This is a genomic window from Nocardiopsis sp. iso_238 (genome assembly GCF_056173325.1).
The window spans coordinates 5634808-5652546 of record NZ_CM149668.1 but is presented as its reverse complement, the minus strand read 5'-3'; the positions used below and the strand labels follow the sequence as shown (position 1 = coordinate 5652546).

Genomic DNA, 17739 nt, shown 5'->3' with positions numbered 1-17739 from the left:
GCGAGTGTGCGTACATGACCGCGACCGACACCCCCCGGGCCGACCGGTGGAACACCCCCGAACGCGCCGCGCTCCGGGAGACCGTGCGGACCTTCGCGGCCAAGGAGATCCTTCCCCACGTCGAACAGTGGGAGGACGAGGGCGAACTGCCCCGGGACCTGCACCGCGCGGCCGGTCGGCTCGGGCTGCTCGGCCTCGGCCAGCCCGCGTCCGTGGGCGGCGAGGGGGAGATGCTCGACCAGTTGGTCGTCTCCGAGGAGGCGGTCCTGTCCGGGGTGCCCACCGGGGTACTGGCCTCGCTGTTCACCCACACCATCGCCCTGCCCGCCCTGGTCGAGGACGGTCGTGAACACCTGGTGCGCGACTACGTCCGCCCCGCGCTGGCCGGAGAACTGGTCTGCTCGCTGGGCATCACCGAACCCGACGCCGGTTCGGACGTGGCCCACCTGCGCACAAGGGCGGTCCGTGACGGCGACGCGTGGGTGCTCAACGGCGCGAAGACCTTCATCACCTCCGGGTACCGGGCCGACTTCGTGACCGTGGCGGCCCGCACCTCCGGCACCGGGCACGACGGCATCTCGCTGTTCGTCGTGGACCGCGGTACCCCCGGGTTCACCGCCGCCCGCAAGCTGGACAAGATGGGCTGGCGCTCCTCGGACACCGCCGAGCTCTCCCTGACGGACGTCCGGGTCCCCGCCGACCACCTCGTCGGCGGCGTGGACCAGGGCTTCCTCCAGATCATGCGCCAGTTCGCCAGCGAGAGGATCGGCCTGTCCGTGCAGGCCTGCGCCACGGCGCGCCGCTGCGTGGACCTGTCCGTCGCGTGGGTGCGGGAGCGCGAGGCCTTCGGCGGCCCGCTGTCCCGCCGCCAGGTCCTGCGGCACCGGCTGGTGGAGATGCACCGCCGCACCGAGGTCGCCACCGCCTACGTGCGGGGGATCGCGGAGCGGCTCCAGGACGGCGAACCGCTGATCTCCGAGGTGGCGATGGCCAAGAACACCGCGACCGAGGCCATGGACTACGTGGTGGACAACGCCGTCCAGCTGCACGGCGGCATGGGATTCATGCGCGGCACCGAGGTGGAGCGCCACTACCGGGACGCCCGGGTGTTCAGCATCGGCGGCGGCACCTACGAGATCATGAACGAGGTCATCGCGAAGTTTCTCCCCCTGCGGTGACCGAGGGGGACGAGGGGTGCCAGTGGGAAAACAGACGCTGACCGGGCGACCGCCCACGGAACGCGGGCGGCGCAAGCGGGGCGCCCTCGTCCAGGCGGCCCGTGAGGAGTTCGAGGAACGCGGGTTCGAGGAGACCAGGATCGCCCAGATCACCGGCCGTGCCGGGATCGCCTACGGGAGCTTCTACACGTACTTCGACTCCAAGGACGAGGTCTTTCACGAGGTCGCCAAGGGGGTGGCCGGGGAGATGTTCGACGCCGCCCGCTCCGCCGCGCCCCCGGGGACCGACCCCGTGGACCGGATCCGGCACGCCACCGTCCGCTTCCTGGCCGCCTACCGGGACAACGCGCGGATCATGCAGGTCATCGAGCAGATCTCACCGCGTCACCCGGACTTTCGGACCCTCTTCCTGGAGATCCGGGGGCTCTTCGTGGAGCGCATCAGCTCGGGGACCCGCCGCCTCCAGGAGGAGGGGCTGGCCTCGGCCGACATCGACGTGGAGGCCACCGCGAGCATGCTCGGCGGCATGGTGGAGCACACCGCCCGGATGCTGTTCCTGTACGGCGAGGAGCACGACCCCGACGTGGTCGTGGAGACCGCCACCCGCCTCTGGGCGCGCGGCATCGGCCTGGAGTACGAGCCACCCGCCAAGGGACCGCGGGAACCAGGGTTCGGGTGACCGATCGTGCGGGTCGGGACTGTCGGCGGCCACACACGCACGGGGATCGGAGGGGGTCGCGGAGCGGGGACTGGGCGGTGTCGACGCGGGTGAGGAACGTACAAGACTCCGGTCGCCTCCGCTGGCGAGGATGTGACGCATGGAGACCACAGACGCCCCCGTGCGCTTCGACACCAAGATCGCCGTCCTGCTCCGTGACGACCTGGCCGTGTGGCAGCGGCTCAACGTCACGTCATTCCTGGTCAGCGGGTTGGGAAGCCGAGTCCCGGAGCTCATCGGCCAACCCTACGCGGACGCCGACGGCACCGCCTACCTGCCGATGTTCCGCCAGCCCGTCATGGTGTTCGAGGCCGACAAGGAGACGCTGACCGAGGCGCACGCCCGGGCGGTGTCGAGGGAGGCCGAGCTGGCGGTGTTCACCTCCGACCTGTTCGCCACCGGTAACGACCGGGACAACCGCGCCGCCGTCCGCGCGGTCGGCCGGGACTCCCTGGACCTGGTGGGCCTGGCCGTGCACGGACCCAGGAACGGCGTGGACCGGATCGTCAAGGGCGCGCGGATGCACCGCTGAGACCCGGTGGGGCGCCCTTCCGCCGCGCACGGGCGTACCGCCCGGGAGGCAGCCCGAGGACCCGGGTGAAGTGCCGGTTCAGGTGGGCCTGGTCGTAGAAGCCCGAGGCGGCCGCCGCGTGCGCGGGCGCCCGCCCTTCGAGGATCAGCCGCCGCGCCAGGTCCACGCGCCGCCCCACCAGGTACTGGTGCGGGGGCATCCCGAACCTCCTGGTGAACACGCGGGTCAGGTGGGCGGGGTGGGCGTGCAGGATCCGGGCGGCCTCGGTCAGCGGCACCCCCTCGACGGTGCGGGCGTCCAGGAGGTCGCGCAACCGCTCGGCCAGGCCGGGGTCGTCGGAGTCTGCGGAAGCCCCCACCGTGCCGCGCAGGTGCTGACGGAGCCGTTCGGAGACCAGTTCGAGCCGGCTCTCCGCCTCCAGGCGGTCTCCCTGCCGGAACAGGGCGCCGTGCAGTTGGTGGACGCGGTGGCGCAGGAGGGGGTCGTCGAACATCGGGTGGTCCACCGCCCGGCCGACCAGCCCCGGGTCGATCTGTTCCGGCTCCAGGTACAGCACCCGCTTGCGCAGCCCCTGCGCGGTGGTGGGGGTGCCGTTGTGCGGGACCCCCGGAGGCAACAGGGTGACCGTGCGGTCGAGCGCGCCGTGCTCGTGGCGGCCCAGGTCGTAGCGGACGGTTCCGGAGTCGATGATGAGCAGCGTCCACGACCGGTGCGTGTGCATCGGGTAGGCGTGTTGGCGCAGGTGCGTGTGGAACACCTCGGCGATGCCGTCGATCCCCGGTCTGAGGACCACCGTGTCCGCGTGGCCGTCCATGCCAGAACTCTACGCCGCGCCGCAGCCGGGTCGTCCTCCGCTACCCGGCCGGTCACGAAGGACGCCGTGACCGGGTTCCAGACCGACGTGGACTGTGACGAGGCCGGGCCGCGTCGGGGACGTCCCGGCCCGCTTCGAGCTTGGGGAAGCTCCGCTAGGGCGATCGAGGCGCAGGGATCATGTCACTGAGGTGGAACGCACAGGAATCCATCTCGTAGGGGGCTTTGGAGATGCGCTCCACCAAGGGCTTCGAATGACCGTAGTCAGGGTTGATCTGACGTGCCAGTACGAGCACGACCACCTTGTGGGCCCCAGCCTGTTTGAGGCAATAGGCTGCCGACTGTGCGCGGGCACCGGTCACCCATGTGTCGTCCAGCAGAAGGACGGCAGTCTGTGAACCCTGCTCCGGGATGACGCCGACCTCGAACCAGTCCTTGTGAAAGGAGCGGGATTCCGACGGGACCTGCTGATTGACCGAGAGCCGGATGTCGCGCAGACTCCGCACCTTGTCACCGAGGGTCTCCTCCAGGGGATGCACATCCTGCGATGGATTCTTCGTGCTTGGAACGAAACAGACATGCGTGAATCAGTCAACATCCGCCGCTGCCTTCACGCAATTGATGTGGTGAAGACAGAAATAAGCGAAAAGCGCGGTCAGGTTTCTTCTCGCAGTCCTGTTGTGCGGCTCCTGCTTGTACATACGAAGATTCTGACTGTGCTGTCCGCCGAGCCCTTGCGGTAGGTGATAGGAACAACGAGGTCAGCCGCCATGTGCCCGGCCTGGTAGACGACTTCCCCACAGGGAACACAGCGGGCGGAGGAGGGGCGGCAGGCGCCGAAACACACCTGGCAGACCCCTGCCCCCGGGGTTGGGGGTCCGTGTAGGTAGGCGAGCTGAACCTCGACGTGGGTACGGACCGAATACCGGCGCGACTCACCAGACAAGTTCGGCTTCCCCTACCAGTTCCTCCGGCTTCACCTCGGCATCAGCCATGATCGATCGCACAGCGCACATCAGCTCCTCGATACCGCTGACCAGATGAACTCCAGGGCGCTTCTCATAATCACGCACCCACTGGTTCCGCAGCAACTCCCGAGGCAGGATGACAGGTCGACCGTGTTTGAGTGCCATCCGCGCTTGAATACGGGCTCCGCTGTGTTCTCCGGCCTCCACGACAATGGTCGCGGCGGCGTAGCCGCTCATGACCGCGTTGCGCATGGGGAAACTCTTCTTCGTGGGAGCGGCATCAGGAAGGAACTGGCTGATCAACAGGCCCTTGTCAGCGATCTCACCCTGGAGAGGACGATTCTCCGAGGGGTAGAACCGGTTGATCCCCGTGCCCAGCACGGCGACGGTTCGGCCACCGTGGTCCAGGGCCGTCCTGTGCGCCACGGTGTCGATTCCGGCCGCGAGTCCGCTCACCACGGTGATGTTCTCCCGGGTGAGTCGGTGGGCGATGCTGCCGGCGACCGCCAGACCGTGCTCGGAAGCCTTCCGTGAGCCGACTACGGCGATCGACCGCTGCTCCTCGGCCAGGACTGTTCCGCGGGTGAAGATCAGCGGCGGCATCTCGTGTACGTCGCGCAGCTGGGTCGGGTACGAGCCGTCCCAGAAAGCGTGTGTCCCGACCCCGTCAGAGGCGCAGCGTGAGAGCAGCTGGCGTGCCTCTGCCAGGGCCACTTCCATCGGTCCCTGGTCCACGTCGAAGAGTGTGTCCTGGCTCCCGAAGGCGTCACGCAGAACATGAGTGGCGCCAGTCGAGTTCAGGACTCTCTCAGCCACGTCACGCCATCGGACCTGCTTGCCCAGGAGAAGGGCGAGAAGGGCCGCCTGTTCCTCGCTCTGCCTCATACCCTCCAGGTTAAGACTTCCGTCACTACCGCATGTCCACGACACAGAACTCACCCCTTCCCCCATCACTCCAACGCCCGACTAGTACACATGTTCCAATACGGGTCTGACATTGTCCATGGTGCCCCGTGTGGGCGTGCGGCTCGGATGGCCGCGGCCAGGATCCCGTCCGACCGGAAGTGCGCCGCCGTCCACGAGCACCGGTGTCTTGAGACCTGATGTGCCGCGGTCGACATGGCTGCGGCCGGTGACACCCCAGGGGGTGGTTGATGTTCCGTTCGGGAAGCAGCGCTTGGAACTGCTCCCACAGAGGGTCAGCGGTGAAGGTGGGCAGGTCGGGCAGGTGGTCTTCCGGCCGTCGTCGGTGGAGCGAAGGGGAGGGGCTGCCGCGCCGCGACCGTCCGGGCGCGGCGCGACAGCCTGCTCTGCTACCCGGCCTGCGGCTGCCCCACCGCGGTGGCCGGCGAGCGGGAGATGACCACGGCACCGACGATCAGCCCGATGACGGCGAGCACCGAAGCGATCACGAACGGGTCTCCGGCGTGCAGGGCCGGGGCGAACCCGAGACCTACGTAGACAGCCACACCGGCTGCTCCGCCGAGCTGGTCTGCTGCCCGCTGGACACCGGAGGCGATCCCGGCGTCCTCGTCAGTGGTCCCGCTGACCGCGATGTACTGCAGCCCCACGATCCCGAAGCCCATGCCCGCTGCGATCAGCAGCATCGCCGGGAGCAGCCATGCCGCCCCGCCGCCCTGGACGGCCACGAGAGCGACCACAGCCATGGCGCCCGCAGCAGCCGCGAGCCCGGCCAGCACGCACGCACGCGCGCCCCAGCGTCCCAGCAGCCGGGGCACGAGCACCGATGCCGCGATCAGAGCCACGGCCAGGGGCAGCATCGTGAGGCCTGCCCCCAGAGGCCCGATACCGAGCCTGTCCTGCAGGTAGAAGGTGAACAGCAGGAACGAGGTCGACAACGCACCGCTGAGCAGCATCGTCGTCAGGTTCGCACGCAGCCGGGCGCGGTCCGCGAAGAACGTCAGCGGGACCAGCGGGTTCGGCGACCTCGACTCGACCCGCACGAACCCGACAGCGGCCAGCACCGCGCCGACCAGCGCGGCCACGCTCACCCACGGATCGGTCGCAGGCTCGCCCGCCTCGACCGCGGCGTAGACGAACAGCAGCGGGCACGCGGTCAGCAGGAGCGAGCCCGGAAGGTCCAGTCGGGCCCGCTCACGGGACGCGGACCGGTCCGCCGGGACCAGGACGAGCGCGGCCACGATCACGACCAGGATGAACGGCACCGAGATCAGGAAGATCCAACGCCAGCCCAGCTGGGCGGTGATGATCCCCGACAGGGCGAACCCGAGAACCAGGCCGCAGCTGGCCACGGCGGCCCACACGCTCAGAGCGCGCGACCGGCGCGGGCCCTCAGGGAAGAGCAGCACGATGGTCGCCATCGCCGCGGGCAGCGCGACGGCCTCACCGGCTCCCTGGAGCAGGCGGGCGGCGACCAGAACCGGGAAGGAGGGGGCCAGGCCCGCCAGCAGGGAAGCCGCGCCGAAGAGAGTCGTGCCGACCAGAAGGGTGCGGCGGCGGCCGAGAAGGTCACCGAGCCGGCCGCCGAGCATCAGCAGCCCGCCGCCGGTGATGGTGTAACCGACCACGGCCCAGGTCAGGGAGTGGCCCTCGACGCCGAAGTCCGCGCCGATCGAGGGCAGCGCGATGTTGACCACGGTCACGTCGACCGCGATGAAGAACTGCAGCATGGACATCGCGCACAGCACGAGCCGTGCGCGCATGGGGGACGGGCTTTGCCCGCGGGAAGAGGAAGTGCCTGAAAGCATCGATTGCTCCGTCGATCTGAGGAGATACCGAGCAGCACGAAGGGCCGCTCCGGATGGATCACGAAGCGGCTGGACGTTCCAGGTGGATGTTGCTGTGAGTTGGACGTCCCGCCGCTAGCGGGACGTCCTGGTCACTGCCGCGCAAGCGGCCGAGCACGAAGCGGCTGACATGCCGCACATGCTAGCAGCGAGAGCCTGTGCCTCCGGTCCTGTGCCCCTTATTCGAGCGAGCGCTCAGATCGGGAATCCGGCTGACTGGAAGAGCGACTGGCCGATCTCCTCCGCGGTGGTCAGGGCGAGTAGGAGTGTGGTGCTCACGGCCAGTGCGGGCCAGTGCTTCCAGCGGCGCGGGGCGCGGTGGCGTCCCCGGGAGGTGTCCGGGGGTTGGGCGGGGGTTGGGCGGGGACTCCACGGCCCGGCGGGCTTGCCCGGCCTCTCGTTCGGCCTTTTCCCGCTGCTGTCGGGCCACATGCATCCAGTGGGGGAGTTCGCCGTGTTCGAGCATGTAGGCGATGCGGGGGTTGCCCTCCATCTGGCGGAGCAGCCGTTCCCGCCGGGCCTGGGGCGTTTCCGGCATGGTGGGCCGGGTGTGCTGGTTGCGCTGAGAGGGCCGGGGTGTGGGGCGGTTCAGCGTGGCGCCGGGTCGGGAGAACCGGTGTCCTCGGGGTTCGGCGAGCACGGAGCGCACCCTGGTGTTCGTCGTCGTCATCGCTGAGACCCATCGTTCAGGGTGAACTCGGCCCAGGTGACGGTGCCCAGCCCGGCGCAGAAGGGGAAGTCCAGCACCGAGCGGGTGCCCCACCGCTCGGCGAGGTGGTGGATGATCAGCAGGCCCCGGCCGCGTTCGGCCAGCTCCCATTCCTCCACCGTGCGCTGGTGGGGGATCTGCGGCCCCGTGGGTTCGACGGCGTCGGTGCGGGTGCCGTCGTCCACGATCGCGACCTGAATGCTGCTCGCGGTGGGGGTATGTCCCTGGCGAACCTCGTCCGGCTCAACGTCTACACCACCGACGTGGACCGGCTCTTCGAGCACTACGGCGAGCTGGCGTCGAGGCTGGGCGCCGTCCGGGTCGCACCGACCTCCACGATGCTCGGGGTGACACGGCTGGCCGTCCCCGACCTGATGGTCGAGCTGGAGGGAACCGCCGTCGCGGGACGCCGCCCGGCCGGGCGGTCCTGGCCGACTCGGCCGGCTCCGGTGGTCCGGGTCGCCCCCGCTCGCCTGCTGACGCCCTGGATCACCGGCGGGCACGTGACGCGGAGACCGGACGTGCTCCGCGACAGCGATCGGCAACTGTGATCCACACCCAGGACCGGACGAAGGAACCAGAAGGCCGGGTGGGCACAATGAGGGCATGACGACCGATCCCAGCGGTACCCAGAACCCCCGCGGCACACCGGACGTGGCGACAACCCAGGCGTGGCAGGCGATCGGAGGGTCGGCGGACCTGGTGGAGCGGGTCTCCTACCGGGGTGCGGGGGAGGTGCTCCCCGCGAAGCTGCCGGTACGGGAACTGGCCAGGGCCACCGTCGGGGCGTGTTCGCTGGCCGCAGCCGAACTTCTGGCGGCACGCAACGGCGGCCCGGTGCCGCAGGCGCTGATCGACGAGGGCGCCGTGGCCACCGCCTTCATCAGCGAACGCCACCTGCTGGTGGACGGCCGGAAGCCGACCCCCTTCGCGTCGCTGTCGGGGTTCTGGCAGACCGCTGACGGCTGGGTGCGCACCCACGCGAACTACCCCCATCACCGGGCCCGGCTGCTGGCCGCGCTGGGGCTGAGCGAGCGGACCGGCCCGGAGGAGCTCGCGAAGGAGCTGGCCGCCCGGTCCGCGCACGAGGTCCAGGAGGCGGTCTACGCCGGGGGAGGGCTGGCGGTCGCCGTGGCACCCGAAGCCGGTCCTGACGGGGAGCCCGGCAGGCCGGGGGACTTCCAGGCGGAAGGGCTCCCGCTGGCAGAGTCCGAGGCTGTGGGTCCGGCGGGTGAGCGTCGGCTCCCCTCGGGGGAGCTGCCCGCTGGCGGGGTTCGGGTCCTGGACCTGACCCGGGTCATCGCCGGTCCGGTCGCCACCCGGACCCTCGCCCTGCTCGGCGCCGACGTGTTGCGCGTGGACTCCCCGGGGTTGGAGGAGGACCCCGACAGCCACACCGACACCGGGATGGGCAAGCGCTCCACCCTGCTGGACCTGGACACGGCGGAGGGCCGGAGCACCTTCGCGGAGCTGCTGGAGACGCCGACGTGGTGGTGACCGGCTACCGTCCGGGCGGGCTCGACCGGCACGGGCTGGCCGCTGAGGAGCTGATCGCCCGCCGCCCCGGCCTGGTCGTCGCGCAGTTGTGCGCCTGGGGCTGGTCGGGTCCGTGGGCCGGGCGCAGGGGGTTCGACAGCCTGGTGCAGGCGGCCAGCGGGATCGCGGCCCTGGAGGCCCGTTCCGACGGCCGTCCGGGGGCGCTGCCCGCCCAGGCCCTGGACCACGGCACCGGCTACCTGCTGGCCGCCGGGGTGCTGCGGGCCCTCACCGACCGTCAGAAGGACGGCCGGGGGAGGCACCTGCGGTTCTCCCTCGCGGGTACCGCCGGTTGGCTGATGAACGACATCGCCCCCGTCCCGGCCGAGGGCGAGGGGTACGACCCCGCCGACTGGCTCACGGAGTCCCCGTCGGCCTACGGCTGGCTGCGCCACGCGGTCCCGCCGGTCTCCTACCGGGGCGGCCCCGGCGACTGGGCCCACGCCTCCACCCGGTGGGGCGGGGACCCCGCCGTCTGGCTCTGACGTGTGGGTCGGAGGTGATGGCGGAGGTCTTCGCTGGTCAGGTGCTGCCCCTCATGTCGCGAACAGGGAGTACGACAGCCACCGGTTGAAGGGCGGGTACGTCGCGGAGGAGCTCAGCCACACCTCGGCGCCGCCGGGCGAGCGGGACATGCGGCCCCGGTCGTCCAGCGCGACCTCTTCCAGGTCGAGGTTGACGAAGGGCAGCTGGAGCGCGGTCGCCAGCGCCAGGGCGTCGTGCTGGATGCTGCCCGGGTGGAAGGAGGCGAACCACAGGTCGAGGTGGTCGCGCAGCAGGCCCTGCCAGGTGTCGCTCCCGTGCTCGGCCAGGCTCCGGTAGAGGTCGCTCTCGCGACGGACCTCGATGTCGGGCCGGAAGGTGACGTCGGAGGTGACGAGCTGGACGTCCGAGAGCCGACCCCGTCCGATCGCGGCGAGGACCGCGTGGGCGGCACCGACGTCCATACGGATGTTGTGCTCGGCCCGGGACGGGTCCCGGTAGTTCAGGGCGCCGCCCATCTGGGTCACGCGCAGGCGCTCCCCGGCCTCGGGGACCTCCGCGAGGACCAGGGCGAGGTTGCTCATCGCGCCCATGCCCACCCAGCGCACGGCCCCCTCGGTGCGGTCCAGGAGGGCGCGGACCGCTCCGGCCACGTCCCGGGGCTGCTCGGGTACCCCGACCGGGATCAGCGGGTCGGCGCAGAAGTACCGGGTTCCGCCGACACCGTGGCCCGACACGACCGGGACGTCCGGTCGGCCCGACCGGTCCAGGAGCGACCGGGCCAGACGCGCCCGCCGCCCGTGTCCGGCCGCTCCACCCGTCTCGTCGTTGGTGAGCACCAGGGACAGCTCGGGGACGGAGCGGGCCGCGGCGGCCACCGCGATCGCGTCGTCCGGGTCACCCCCGATGTCGGTGTCGAGGACGAGCGCCGCACCGCGCTCACCGAGGGGCCAGAGCCCACCCCGTTCGATCTCGGCCGCGATGATCCCCAGGGCGCTGTCCGGGGGCATCCGCCTGCCCCTGGCGATCGCATCCACCTGGGCGGCACGGAGTTCGTCCCTCGTGCGGTCGTCGTCTTCGGGGTACGGCATGGTGTTCCGTTCCTCTCGGGCTGCCCGTACGCGTCAGGGGCGGCGGGTCAGCGGGTGGGGACCGTGAACTCCTCCACAGACTCCAGGTTCCCGTCCAGGAGCGTGAGCTGCGCGGGGAGAGCGGATCAGTCCCACGCCGTGGATCGCCGCCAGGGCTTCGGCCAGGCCCGCCGCCAAGACCCGGAGCGAGTCCTCGGGGAACGGGCCGCTGTCGCGGACCGCGCCGTGCAGGGAGGGACCGGGGACGTACTCGGTGGCCAGCCAGGGGCGCGCACCGTCGGTGTCGGCGTCCAGGACGCGCGCGGTGTAGGGGCCCCGCACCCGGCGGGCGAGGTCGACCTCGCTGGTGAAGCGCGCCCGGAACTCGCGGCCTCCGGCGTACTCGGGGCGGATGACCTTCACGGCGGCCGGGTCGTCCCCGTCGGAGACGGCGAGGAACACGACGCCCATGCCGCCCTCGCCCACGCGGCGGAGCAGGCGGAAACGGCCGAGCTCTCGGGGGTCGTCGGGGCGCAGCTGTTCCACAGGCGTCGCTTCCGTGCTCGGGGGATGCACGCCGAAGGGTAGCGGACGCGGTCAGTCGCCGGTCGCCTCCGGGGGCGGCCAGGCGTCGCCCCACTCGGCCTTGCGGGCCGCGCGGTAGGTCTGTCCCTGGCGCTTGGAGACCACCCGCTCCTCGATCCCGGGGCCCGGGGTGCACAGGCTCAGCGAGACCAGGCCCTTGCGCTTCTGGGGGTGGCGCAGGACCCGGTTGGCGGGGCGGTCCACGGGATCGGCGGTGGCGGCGACGAAGGAGTACTTCTCGTCCTCGAAGCCCAGCGTGCCGAACTTGAGCCTGCGCTGGATGCCGGAGCGGTTGAGCCGCTCGGAGAAGTGGCACCAGTCCTCACCCGGGGCGATGGGGCAGGCCTCCCCGTGCGGGCAGGGCGCCGCCACGGTCATCCCCTCCGCCAGGAGGTGTCTCCGGGCGTTGATCACGCGTTCGTACCCCTCGGGGGTGCCGGGCTCGATCAGCACGACCGTCCGGGCCCGTCGGGCCAGGGAGCGCACGACCTCCTCCTGGACCTTCGGCGTGAGCTCGTTGAGCACGTACGACATGGTGGCCAGGTCCACGCGCGGGCCGTCCGGGACGGCTCCGGTGAGCCGGAAGCGTTCCCACTCGGATCCGCTGACCGCTGGCGCCGTGGACCTGCGGGCGATCCGCTTGCCCAGACTGATGGCGGGGGCGGACTGCTCCAGCACGGTGGTGGAGCGCAGGGACGGCCAGGCGGAGGAGGCCGCCCACACGGCGGCGCCCATGCCGCCGCCGACGTCCAGGTGGGTGGCGGGGGCGAACCCCGGGATCGAGGCCGCGGCGGTCTCGAAGGCGGCCTCGGCGGCGGTGAAGGTGGCGGGGAGCCGGTAGGCGGCGTAGGCGACGACATCGGTGTCCGAGGCCAGGACCAGGTCCTGGGGGTCCACCCTGCCCCGGTACTTCTTCATGAGTTCCTGGACCGACGCGGCCAGCGCGTGTTCGTTGGCCCCGCTGGCGACGCTGTCGATCGCCGCGAAGAGTTCGCTGTTCAGATTCCCCATGCGTGTTTCTTCTCGATCGCCGTTACCAGCGCATCCTATCCGCCGCCCCCGCCCGGACCGGGGCGTTCGGGACAGGGGCCACCGGGTTCAGGTGCGGCGCCGGGACTCGGCTCGGGAGATGGCGGAGCGGCAGGTGCGGGCGAGGGAGCGGTGGTTGGCGAGGCGTTCCAACAGCCCGTAGGGGGACAGCGGGCCGGAGGGGGAACCGCCGGTGGGGCCGCCCTCGGCCTCGGTGACCAGGAGGGTGTCACCGGTGAGAGGGCCCACACGGGACCAGCGCTCCCAGCGTTCGAAGTCCGGGCTGTACTGGTGCGCGAACACGAAGGCCGGTTCGCCCTCGCCTTCGATCGGGGCGCCGCCGCGCGACCACAGGGTGACGTCGCCCCGGTCCGGCCAGGTCTCCGCCGTGACCACCTCGACCTCCGGGCGGCCCGAGCGGTCGCGCACCAGCAGGGCGTCCCGCGCGCGGGTCCGGGGGTGCAGGGCGTGCTCCTCCTCGACCGCGGTGAGGGAGACGAGCAGGCGCGGCACCCACCACCAGTTCTCCCGGCGGGCGATCAGGCTGTCCGCGCGCAGCCGTGTGGGCGGGTGCTTGATCGCCTCCTGCTCCACCAGGTGCTCCACGAACTCGGCGCCGTCGAGGTCCTCGACCACCTCGACCGGTCCGGTCCCGACCACCGCCGTACCGCCGCCCGCGTCCTCCGCGCTCACGCTGAGGGCCACGGTGCGCCCCCGGAGCTCCAGGGCGGTCCCGGCCATGGAGTAGGGCAGCGCGACGCACGGGGAGTCACGCCACATGAGGGGAACCACGGGAATACCCGAAGGGCCGGAAGGAGTGGTCCAGGAGAGTTCGGCGACGGTGGATCGCTGCCAAACCGTGATCAGGTCCGTCAAGGTCAGGCCTTATATGTGAGGAATGCCGCATGTTAATTTCTGGTGACTTTAACCCATACTCCGAATCGGCCGCGACCCCCCAGGTGACGAGCACGGACAGAGGGGACGCGGTGACGACTTGGACCCGGAGCGTGAAAGGTAGGCCTCGGCCATGCCCGCAGCCCTAGTCCTACTCGCGTCGGTGGCGGTGTTCGCCGTTGGCTACCGTTACTATTCGCGATATTTGGCAGAGAAGGTGTACGCGCTCGACCCCGGGTACATCACCCCGGCGCACACCTACAAGGACGGCGTCGATTTCGTTCCGACCAATCGGCACATCGTTTTCAGCCACCACTTCATCTCGGTGGCGGGTGCCGCGCCCATCGTCGGTCCGGCCGTCGCGGTCTTCTGGGGCTGGGGGCCCGCCCTCGCGTGGATCCTGCTCGGCACCGTCTTCGCGGCGGGCGTGCACGACTTCGGCGCCCTCGTGGTGTCGGTCCGGCACCGGGCCCGCAGCATCGGCACCCTCGCGGGCGAGGTCATCAGCAAGCGCTCGCGAGCGCTGTTCCTGGTGATCATCTTCTTCCTGCTGACCATGGTGAACGCGGTGTTCGCGGTGGTCATCTCGAACCTGTTCGTGGCCTACCCGGGGTCCGTCCTGCCGGTCCTGGTGACCATCCCGCTGGCCATCGCGGTCGGCCAGTTCGTCTACAGGCGCCGCACCGCGGCCCTGGTGCCCTCGCTCGTCGCGCTGGTCCTGGTCTACGTGTGCATCCCGCTCGGCGTGATGTTCCCGATCGACATCACCGGTGTCTCCGAGGCCATGGGGATGACCCCCAACACGGTGTGGATCGTCCTGCTGTTCGTGTACGCGTTCATCGCGTCCCGCATCCCGGTGTGGATGCTGCTCCAGCCGCGCGACTACGTCAACCTGCACCAGATGCTGCTGGCCTTCGCGGTCATCGGCGTGGGTGTGATCGTCGGCTGGGACACGATCGTCGCGCCGATGATCAACAGCGATATCCCCGCGGGTTCCCCGCCCTGGTTCCCCCTGCTGTTCGTCACCATCGCCTGCGGTGCCATCTCCGGCTTCCACAGCCTCGTCGCCTCGGGGACCACGGCCAAGCAGATCGACAAGGAGACCGACACCCGGATGGTCGGCTACCTGGGCGCGGCCGGTGAGGGCGCGCTCGCGGTCTGCTCGATCCTGGCCTGCACCGCCGGTGTGGTCGCGGCCTCCGCGTCGCCGCTCGCGGACTGGCGGGGCCTGTACGGCGACTTCGGATCCGCCTCGGCCGGGGCGACGGGAAACTTCGTCGAGGGTGTCGGCCAGTTCGCGAACAACATCGGTGTCCCGCTGCAGATCGGTGTCATCTTCGCGGTGGTGGTCGTGGTCAGCTTCGCCGCCACCACCATGGACACCGGCGTGCGCCTCCAGCGCTACATCGTCCAGGAGATCGCCGAGATCGTCCGCTTCCGTCCGTTGGCGCGCAACCTCACGGTGGCCACCCTGATCGCCACGGTCGTCCCGCTGGGCCTGGCACTCATCCCGGGCGACTTCGCCTTCGGCACCCTGTGGCAGCTGTTCGGCACCACCAACCAGCTCACCGCCGGGCTCGCGCTCGCCGTGATCGCGGTGTGGGTGACCAAGCGCGGGCGCAACCCGCTGGCCATCCTCGTTCCGCTGGTCTTCCTGCTCGTGATGACCTCGTGGGCACTGATCGTCAACCTGGTCGCGTTCCTCAAGTCGGACTCCCTGATCGACCTCTTCCTGCTGGCCCCGCTGGACTTCGTCATCTTCGCGCTGGCGGTCTGGCTGGTCGTGGAGGCCGGTCTGGCGCTGCGCAAGGCCTTCGCCGCCCGCCGGGCGGGGGAGCTTCCGGAGGCCGAGGACGCCCCGTCCGAGGAGACCGTCGCCGACCCCACCGCCGCCGACCCGAAGGAGAAGTAACGCGATGGGTGCGCTCTCCCGCGTGCGTGACGCCTGGAAACGGGTGGAGGCCTTCCACGACGAGGTCTTCGCCTCGCGCTGGCGGCAGGAACTGCGCAGGGAGGCGCGCACCCAGGAGGACACCCTGCGGGCCCTGCTGCTCCTGGAGACCCTGGGAGTGGAGGGGCCCGTCTCCTATGAGACCCTCGACCTCGTTCCCCACATGGTGGCCGACCTGCACGAGTGGCACCAGCGCATGGGTCGGGACGATCTCGGTGGACCGGGGGTGTGCTGTTGAGGTTCGGCAGAGGGCGCCGCGCGCGGGCGGGGAGCCCCGCGCCCGTTCCGGCGGAGGCCCCCATCGTCTTCTTCGGCGGCAAGGGCGGCGTCGGCAAGACCACCATGGCCGCCGCGCACGCGCTGGGCCTGGCCGACGCGGGCCTGCGCACCCTCCTGGTGTCCACCGATCCCGCGCACTCGCTCGGTGACGCGCTGGACCTTCCCCTGGGTGACCGCCCGGTGCTGGTCAGCGACAACCTGTGGGCGCGCGAGCCCGACGCGGACGCCGCCCTGCGCCGCAGGGTCCGGCAGATCGGTGACGACGCCAGCGCGGCCCTGCCCCGGGAGATCCTGCCCGCCGTCACCCGTCACCTGGACCACGCGGCGGCCGGTCCGGGCATGGCCGAGTCCGCCCTGGCCGACCTGCTCATGGACGCGATGGAGGAGGTCCCGGGCACGTGGGACCGGCTCGTGGTGGACAGCGCCCCGACCGGCCACCTGCTGCGCCTGCTCGACCTGCCCGAACTGCTCACCCCGTGGGTCCGGGGGCTGGTGCGCCAGCGTGAGCGCGCCGTGGACGCCGACCGCTTCGCCGTGGGCGTCGTCGGCGGCGCGGGCGACGGCGCCCCGGACGATCCGCTCCTGGAGAAGCTGCACGCCCGCCGCCGGAAGCTGGAGCGGGCCGCCGCGCGTCTGCGGGAGGACGCCGAGGTCAGGCTCGTGCTGGTGCCGCGCCGGATGGTGCTGGCCGAGACGGACCGCGCCGCCGCCCAGCTGGTGGCCACCGGCTTCCGTCTGGGCCGGGTGATCGTCAACCAGGTCCCGGAGGACGCGGACCCCGAGATCCTGGGTGCCGTCCGTGCCCGCTTCGCCGACCCCGGCACGGTGGAGCTGCCGCTGAGCGCCGCGGAACCCATCGGCCCCGAGGCCCTGCGCGCGCTCGCCGCCCGGCTCGGCTGACCCGAGCCCCCCCGTCCCGAACGCCCCCGGCCTCGCCGGGGGCGTTCTCCGTTGCCCCGGAAACCCTCCTTGGCCCCCTGGCCACGCTCTGTTCTTTTGCGCTAACAGAGATCGGATCATCACTGACTTTTGTCGATTGCCATCAAAAAGGTTATTGACGGTCGCCACAAGGATGCGTAGATTCGTGACTCAGCTCACAGGATGGAGGTCCCCCCGATGGGTTCGACGAGGCACCGGAACATGCTTGGGCGACGTTGGCGCGGGTCGCTGGCACTGGGCGCCGTAGCCGTGGCCGGGACACTGATGGCCACCGCGTGCAGCACACCCGAGGGCGGCGGCGGAGCCGGCGAGACCGAGGGCCCGTTCACGATCGGGGTCAGCAACGGCTTCATCGGCAGCGAGTGGCGCGAGCAGATGCTGTCCGAACTGGAGACGGCCTTCGGTGAGTACGAGGCCGAGGGGATCGTCGACCAGCTGGTCGTGGAGAGCGCCGACGTCGACATCAACGGCCAGATCCAGCAGATCCGCAACCTCATCCGCTCGGACGTGGACGCGATCATCGTCAACCCGAACTCGCCCACCGCCCTGGACCAGGTGTTCGCGGAGGCGGCCGAACAGGGCATCGAGATCGTCGCCATCGACCAGGCCGTGGCGTCCGAGGACGTCGTCAACGTGGTCATCGACCAGGCCGAGTGGGCCTCCCTCTCCGCCCAGTGGCTGGCCGACGAGGTCGGTGAGGGCGGCCGGATCATCGCGGTCAACGGCATCGACGGCCACCCCGCCAACGAGGACCGCTGGTCCGGGGCGAGCGAGGTCTTCGACGCCGCCGGGGTCGAGGTCGTCGCCAACGACTACGCCGAGTGGGACCAGAACCAGGGCCAGACTGTCACCCGCGACCTGCTGGCCAGCAACCCCGACGTCGACGGCGTGTTCGTCCAGGACGGCATGGCGCTCGGCGCCTTCCGCGCGTTGCAGGCCGAGGGGCTCGTGGACGACGTCGTCATGACCGGCGAGGCGCGCGTGGGCTACATGCGCGAGTGGGACGCCCTGCGCTCGGAAGGCGACTTCACCAGCATCGGCGTCCCCAACCCGCCGTCGGTCTCCGTGTCCGCGCTGCACGTGGTGATCCGCATGCTCCAGGGCGAGGAGTTCACCGCCGACGGGCTCGACGGCAACAACGCCTGGCTGCCCATCCCCGAGACCATCACCGACGACACCTTCGACGAGCGCTTCGCGGAGGTCTCCGACGAGAACGACGCCTACGCCGTGGACCACGCGCTCAGCCCGGAGGAGGCCGACGCCTACTTCGAGTAGCCCGCGCGGGCG

The 17739-nt window shown here is 70.9% G+C and carries 15 protein-coding genes and 3 pseudogenes; 9 read left to right on the top strand and 9 right to left on the bottom strand.

What is annotated here, in order from left to right:
- Positions 1–14 precede the first annotated feature (14 nt).
- The 3 genes from AC0VYL_RS25490 (at position 15) to AC0VYL_RS25480 (ending at position 2428) form a co-directional block, all read left to right on the top strand.
- Positions 15–1178, top strand: coding sequence for an acyl-CoA dehydrogenase family protein (locus tag AC0VYL_RS25490; protein ID WP_475456634.1), 1164 nt, complete (start codon positions 15–17; stop codon positions 1176–1178).
- 22 nt (positions 1179–1200) lie between these two features.
- Positions 1201–1857, top strand: a complete 657-nt coding sequence (locus AC0VYL_RS25485) for a TetR/AcrR family transcriptional regulator (protein WP_475456632.1) — start codon at positions 1201–1203, stop codon at positions 1855–1857.
- A gap of 139 nt (positions 1858–1996) precedes the next feature.
- Positions 1997–2428 carry a DUF2000 family protein gene (locus AC0VYL_RS25480; protein ID WP_475481678.1) on the top strand — a complete coding sequence of 144 codons (432 nt, stop codon included), beginning with the start codon at positions 1997–1999 and terminating at the stop codon, positions 2426–2428.
- Here the strand turns inward: AC0VYL_RS25480 and AC0VYL_RS25475 are convergent.
- The 5 genes and pseudogenes from AC0VYL_RS25475 to AC0VYL_RS25455 all read right to left on the bottom strand — a co-directional run.
- Positions 2403–3242: a helix-turn-helix domain-containing protein gene (locus tag AC0VYL_RS25475; RefSeq protein ID WP_475456628.1), complete on the bottom strand. Its 840-nt coding sequence runs from the start codon at positions 3240–3242 to the stop codon at positions 2403–2405. The genes AC0VYL_RS25480 and AC0VYL_RS25475 overlap by 26 nt on opposite strands.
- Positions 3243–3396: 154 nt before the next feature.
- Positions 3397–3780 carry a hypothetical protein gene (locus tag AC0VYL_RS25470; protein ID WP_475481677.1) on the bottom strand — a complete coding sequence of 128 codons (384 nt, stop codon included), beginning with the start codon at positions 3778–3780 and terminating at the stop codon, positions 3397–3399.
- 396 nt (positions 3781–4176) lie between these two features.
- Entirely contained in the window at positions 4177–5094 is a 918-nt protein-coding gene (locus AC0VYL_RS25465; protein ID WP_475481676.1) for a DNA-processing protein DprA, read from the bottom strand.
- Between the two features lie 428 nt (positions 5095–5522).
- Positions 5523–6893, bottom strand: coding sequence for an MFS transporter (locus AC0VYL_RS25460; protein ID WP_475481675.1), 1371 nt, complete (start codon positions 6891–6893; stop codon positions 5523–5525).
- A gap of 750 nt (positions 6894–7643) precedes the next feature.
- Positions 7644–7910, bottom strand: a pseudogene (locus AC0VYL_RS25455) (ATP-binding protein); the annotation flags it as partial.
- On the opposite strand from AC0VYL_RS25455, the pseudogene AC0VYL_RS25450 reads away from it, so the two are divergent.
- A pseudogene (locus AC0VYL_RS25450) lies at positions 7899–8090 on the top strand (Rid family hydrolase); the annotation flags it as partial. The pseudogenes AC0VYL_RS25455 and AC0VYL_RS25450 overlap by 12 nt on opposite strands.
- Positions 8091–8292: 202 nt before the next feature.
- A pseudogene (locus AC0VYL_RS25445) lies at positions 8293–9707 on the top strand (CoA transferase).
- A gap of 51 nt (positions 9708–9758) precedes the next feature.
- Here AC0VYL_RS25445 and AC0VYL_RS25440 read toward each other — a convergent pair.
- The 4 genes from AC0VYL_RS25440 to AC0VYL_RS25425 form a co-directional block, all read right to left on the bottom strand.
- Positions 9759–10796 carry a nucleoside hydrolase gene (locus AC0VYL_RS25440; protein ID WP_475481674.1) on the bottom strand — a complete coding sequence of 346 codons (1038 nt, stop codon included), beginning with the start codon at positions 10794–10796 and terminating at the stop codon, positions 9759–9761.
- A 33-nt stretch (positions 10797–10829) separates the two neighbouring features.
- Positions 10830–11321: a protein kinase domain-containing protein gene (locus AC0VYL_RS25435; RefSeq protein ID WP_475481673.1), complete on the bottom strand. Its 492-nt coding sequence runs from the start codon at positions 11319–11321 to the stop codon at positions 10830–10832.
- 51 nt (positions 11322–11372) lie between these two features.
- Entirely contained in the window at positions 11373–12371 is a 999-nt protein-coding gene (locus AC0VYL_RS25430; protein WP_475481672.1) for a small ribosomal subunit Rsm22 family protein, read from the bottom strand.
- Between the two features lie 87 nt (positions 12372–12458).
- Complete coding sequence (locus tag AC0VYL_RS25425) at positions 12459–13265, bottom strand: hypothetical protein (RefSeq protein WP_475481671.1); 807 nt, start codon at positions 13263–13265, stop codon at positions 12459–12461.
- A 151-nt stretch (positions 13266–13416) separates the two neighbouring features.
- Here AC0VYL_RS25425 and AC0VYL_RS25420 point away from each other — a divergent pair, with 151 nt between their 5' ends.
- The 4 genes from AC0VYL_RS25420 (at position 13417) to AC0VYL_RS25405 (ending at position 17727) form a co-directional block, all read left to right on the top strand.
- Positions 13417–15195, top strand: coding sequence for a carbon starvation CstA family protein (locus AC0VYL_RS25420; protein WP_475481670.1), 1779 nt, complete (start codon positions 13417–13419; stop codon positions 15193–15195).
- A 4-nt stretch (positions 15196–15199) separates the two neighbouring features.
- Positions 15200–15472 carry a cory-CC-star protein gene (locus AC0VYL_RS25415; RefSeq protein WP_475456608.1) on the top strand — a complete coding sequence of 91 codons (273 nt, stop codon included), beginning with the start codon at positions 15200–15202 and terminating at the stop codon, positions 15470–15472.
- Positions 15463–16413: an ArsA family ATPase gene (locus AC0VYL_RS25410; RefSeq protein WP_475481669.1), complete on the top strand. Its 951-nt coding sequence runs from the start codon at positions 15463–15465 to the stop codon at positions 16411–16413. Before AC0VYL_RS25415 ends, AC0VYL_RS25410 begins: the two co-directional genes overlap by 10 nt.
- Positions 16414–16653: 240 nt before the next feature.
- The gene (locus AC0VYL_RS25405) at positions 16654–17727 is read left to right on the top strand and encodes a substrate-binding domain-containing protein (protein ID WP_475456604.1); all 1074 of its coding nucleotides are present in this window, start codon (positions 16654–16656) and stop codon (positions 17725–17727) included.
- The last annotated feature ends 12 nt before the right edge of the window (positions 17728–17739 follow it).

Coding starts and splice junctions, on each gene's coding strand:
- AC0VYL_RS25490 (WP_475456634.1), top strand. CDS start 15: ATGACCGCGACCGACACCCCCCGGGCCGACCGGTGGAACACCCCCGAA.
- AC0VYL_RS25480 (WP_475481678.1), top strand. CDS start 1,997: ATGGAGACCACAGACGCCCCCGTGCGCTTCGACACCAAGATCGCCGTC.
- AC0VYL_RS25475 (WP_475456628.1), bottom strand. CDS start 3,242: ATGGACGGCCACGCGGACACGGTGGTCCTCAGACCGGGGATCGACGGC.
- AC0VYL_RS25465 (WP_475481676.1), bottom strand. CDS start 5,094: ATGAGGCAGAGCGAGGAACAGGCGGCCCTTCTCGCCCTTCTCCTGGGC.
- AC0VYL_RS25460 (WP_475481675.1), bottom strand. CDS start 6,893: ATGCGCGCACGGCTCGTGCTGTGCGCGATGTCCATGCTGCAGTTCTTC.
- AC0VYL_RS25440 (WP_475481674.1), bottom strand. CDS start 10,796: ATGCCGTACCCCGAAGACGACGACCGCACGAGGGACGAACTCCGTGCC.
- AC0VYL_RS25430 (WP_475481672.1), bottom strand. CDS start 12,371: ATGGGGAATCTGAACAGCGAACTCTTCGCGGCGATCGACAGCGTCGCC.
- AC0VYL_RS25420 (WP_475481670.1), top strand. CDS start 13,417: ATGCCCGCAGCCCTAGTCCTACTCGCGTCGGTGGCGGTGTTCGCCGTT.
- AC0VYL_RS25415 (WP_475456608.1), top strand. CDS start 15,200: ATGGGTGCGCTCTCCCGCGTGCGTGACGCCTGGAAACGGGTGGAGGCC.
- AC0VYL_RS25405 (WP_475456604.1), top strand. CDS start 16,654: ATGCTTGGGCGACGTTGGCGCGGGTCGCTGGCACTGGGCGCCGTAGCC.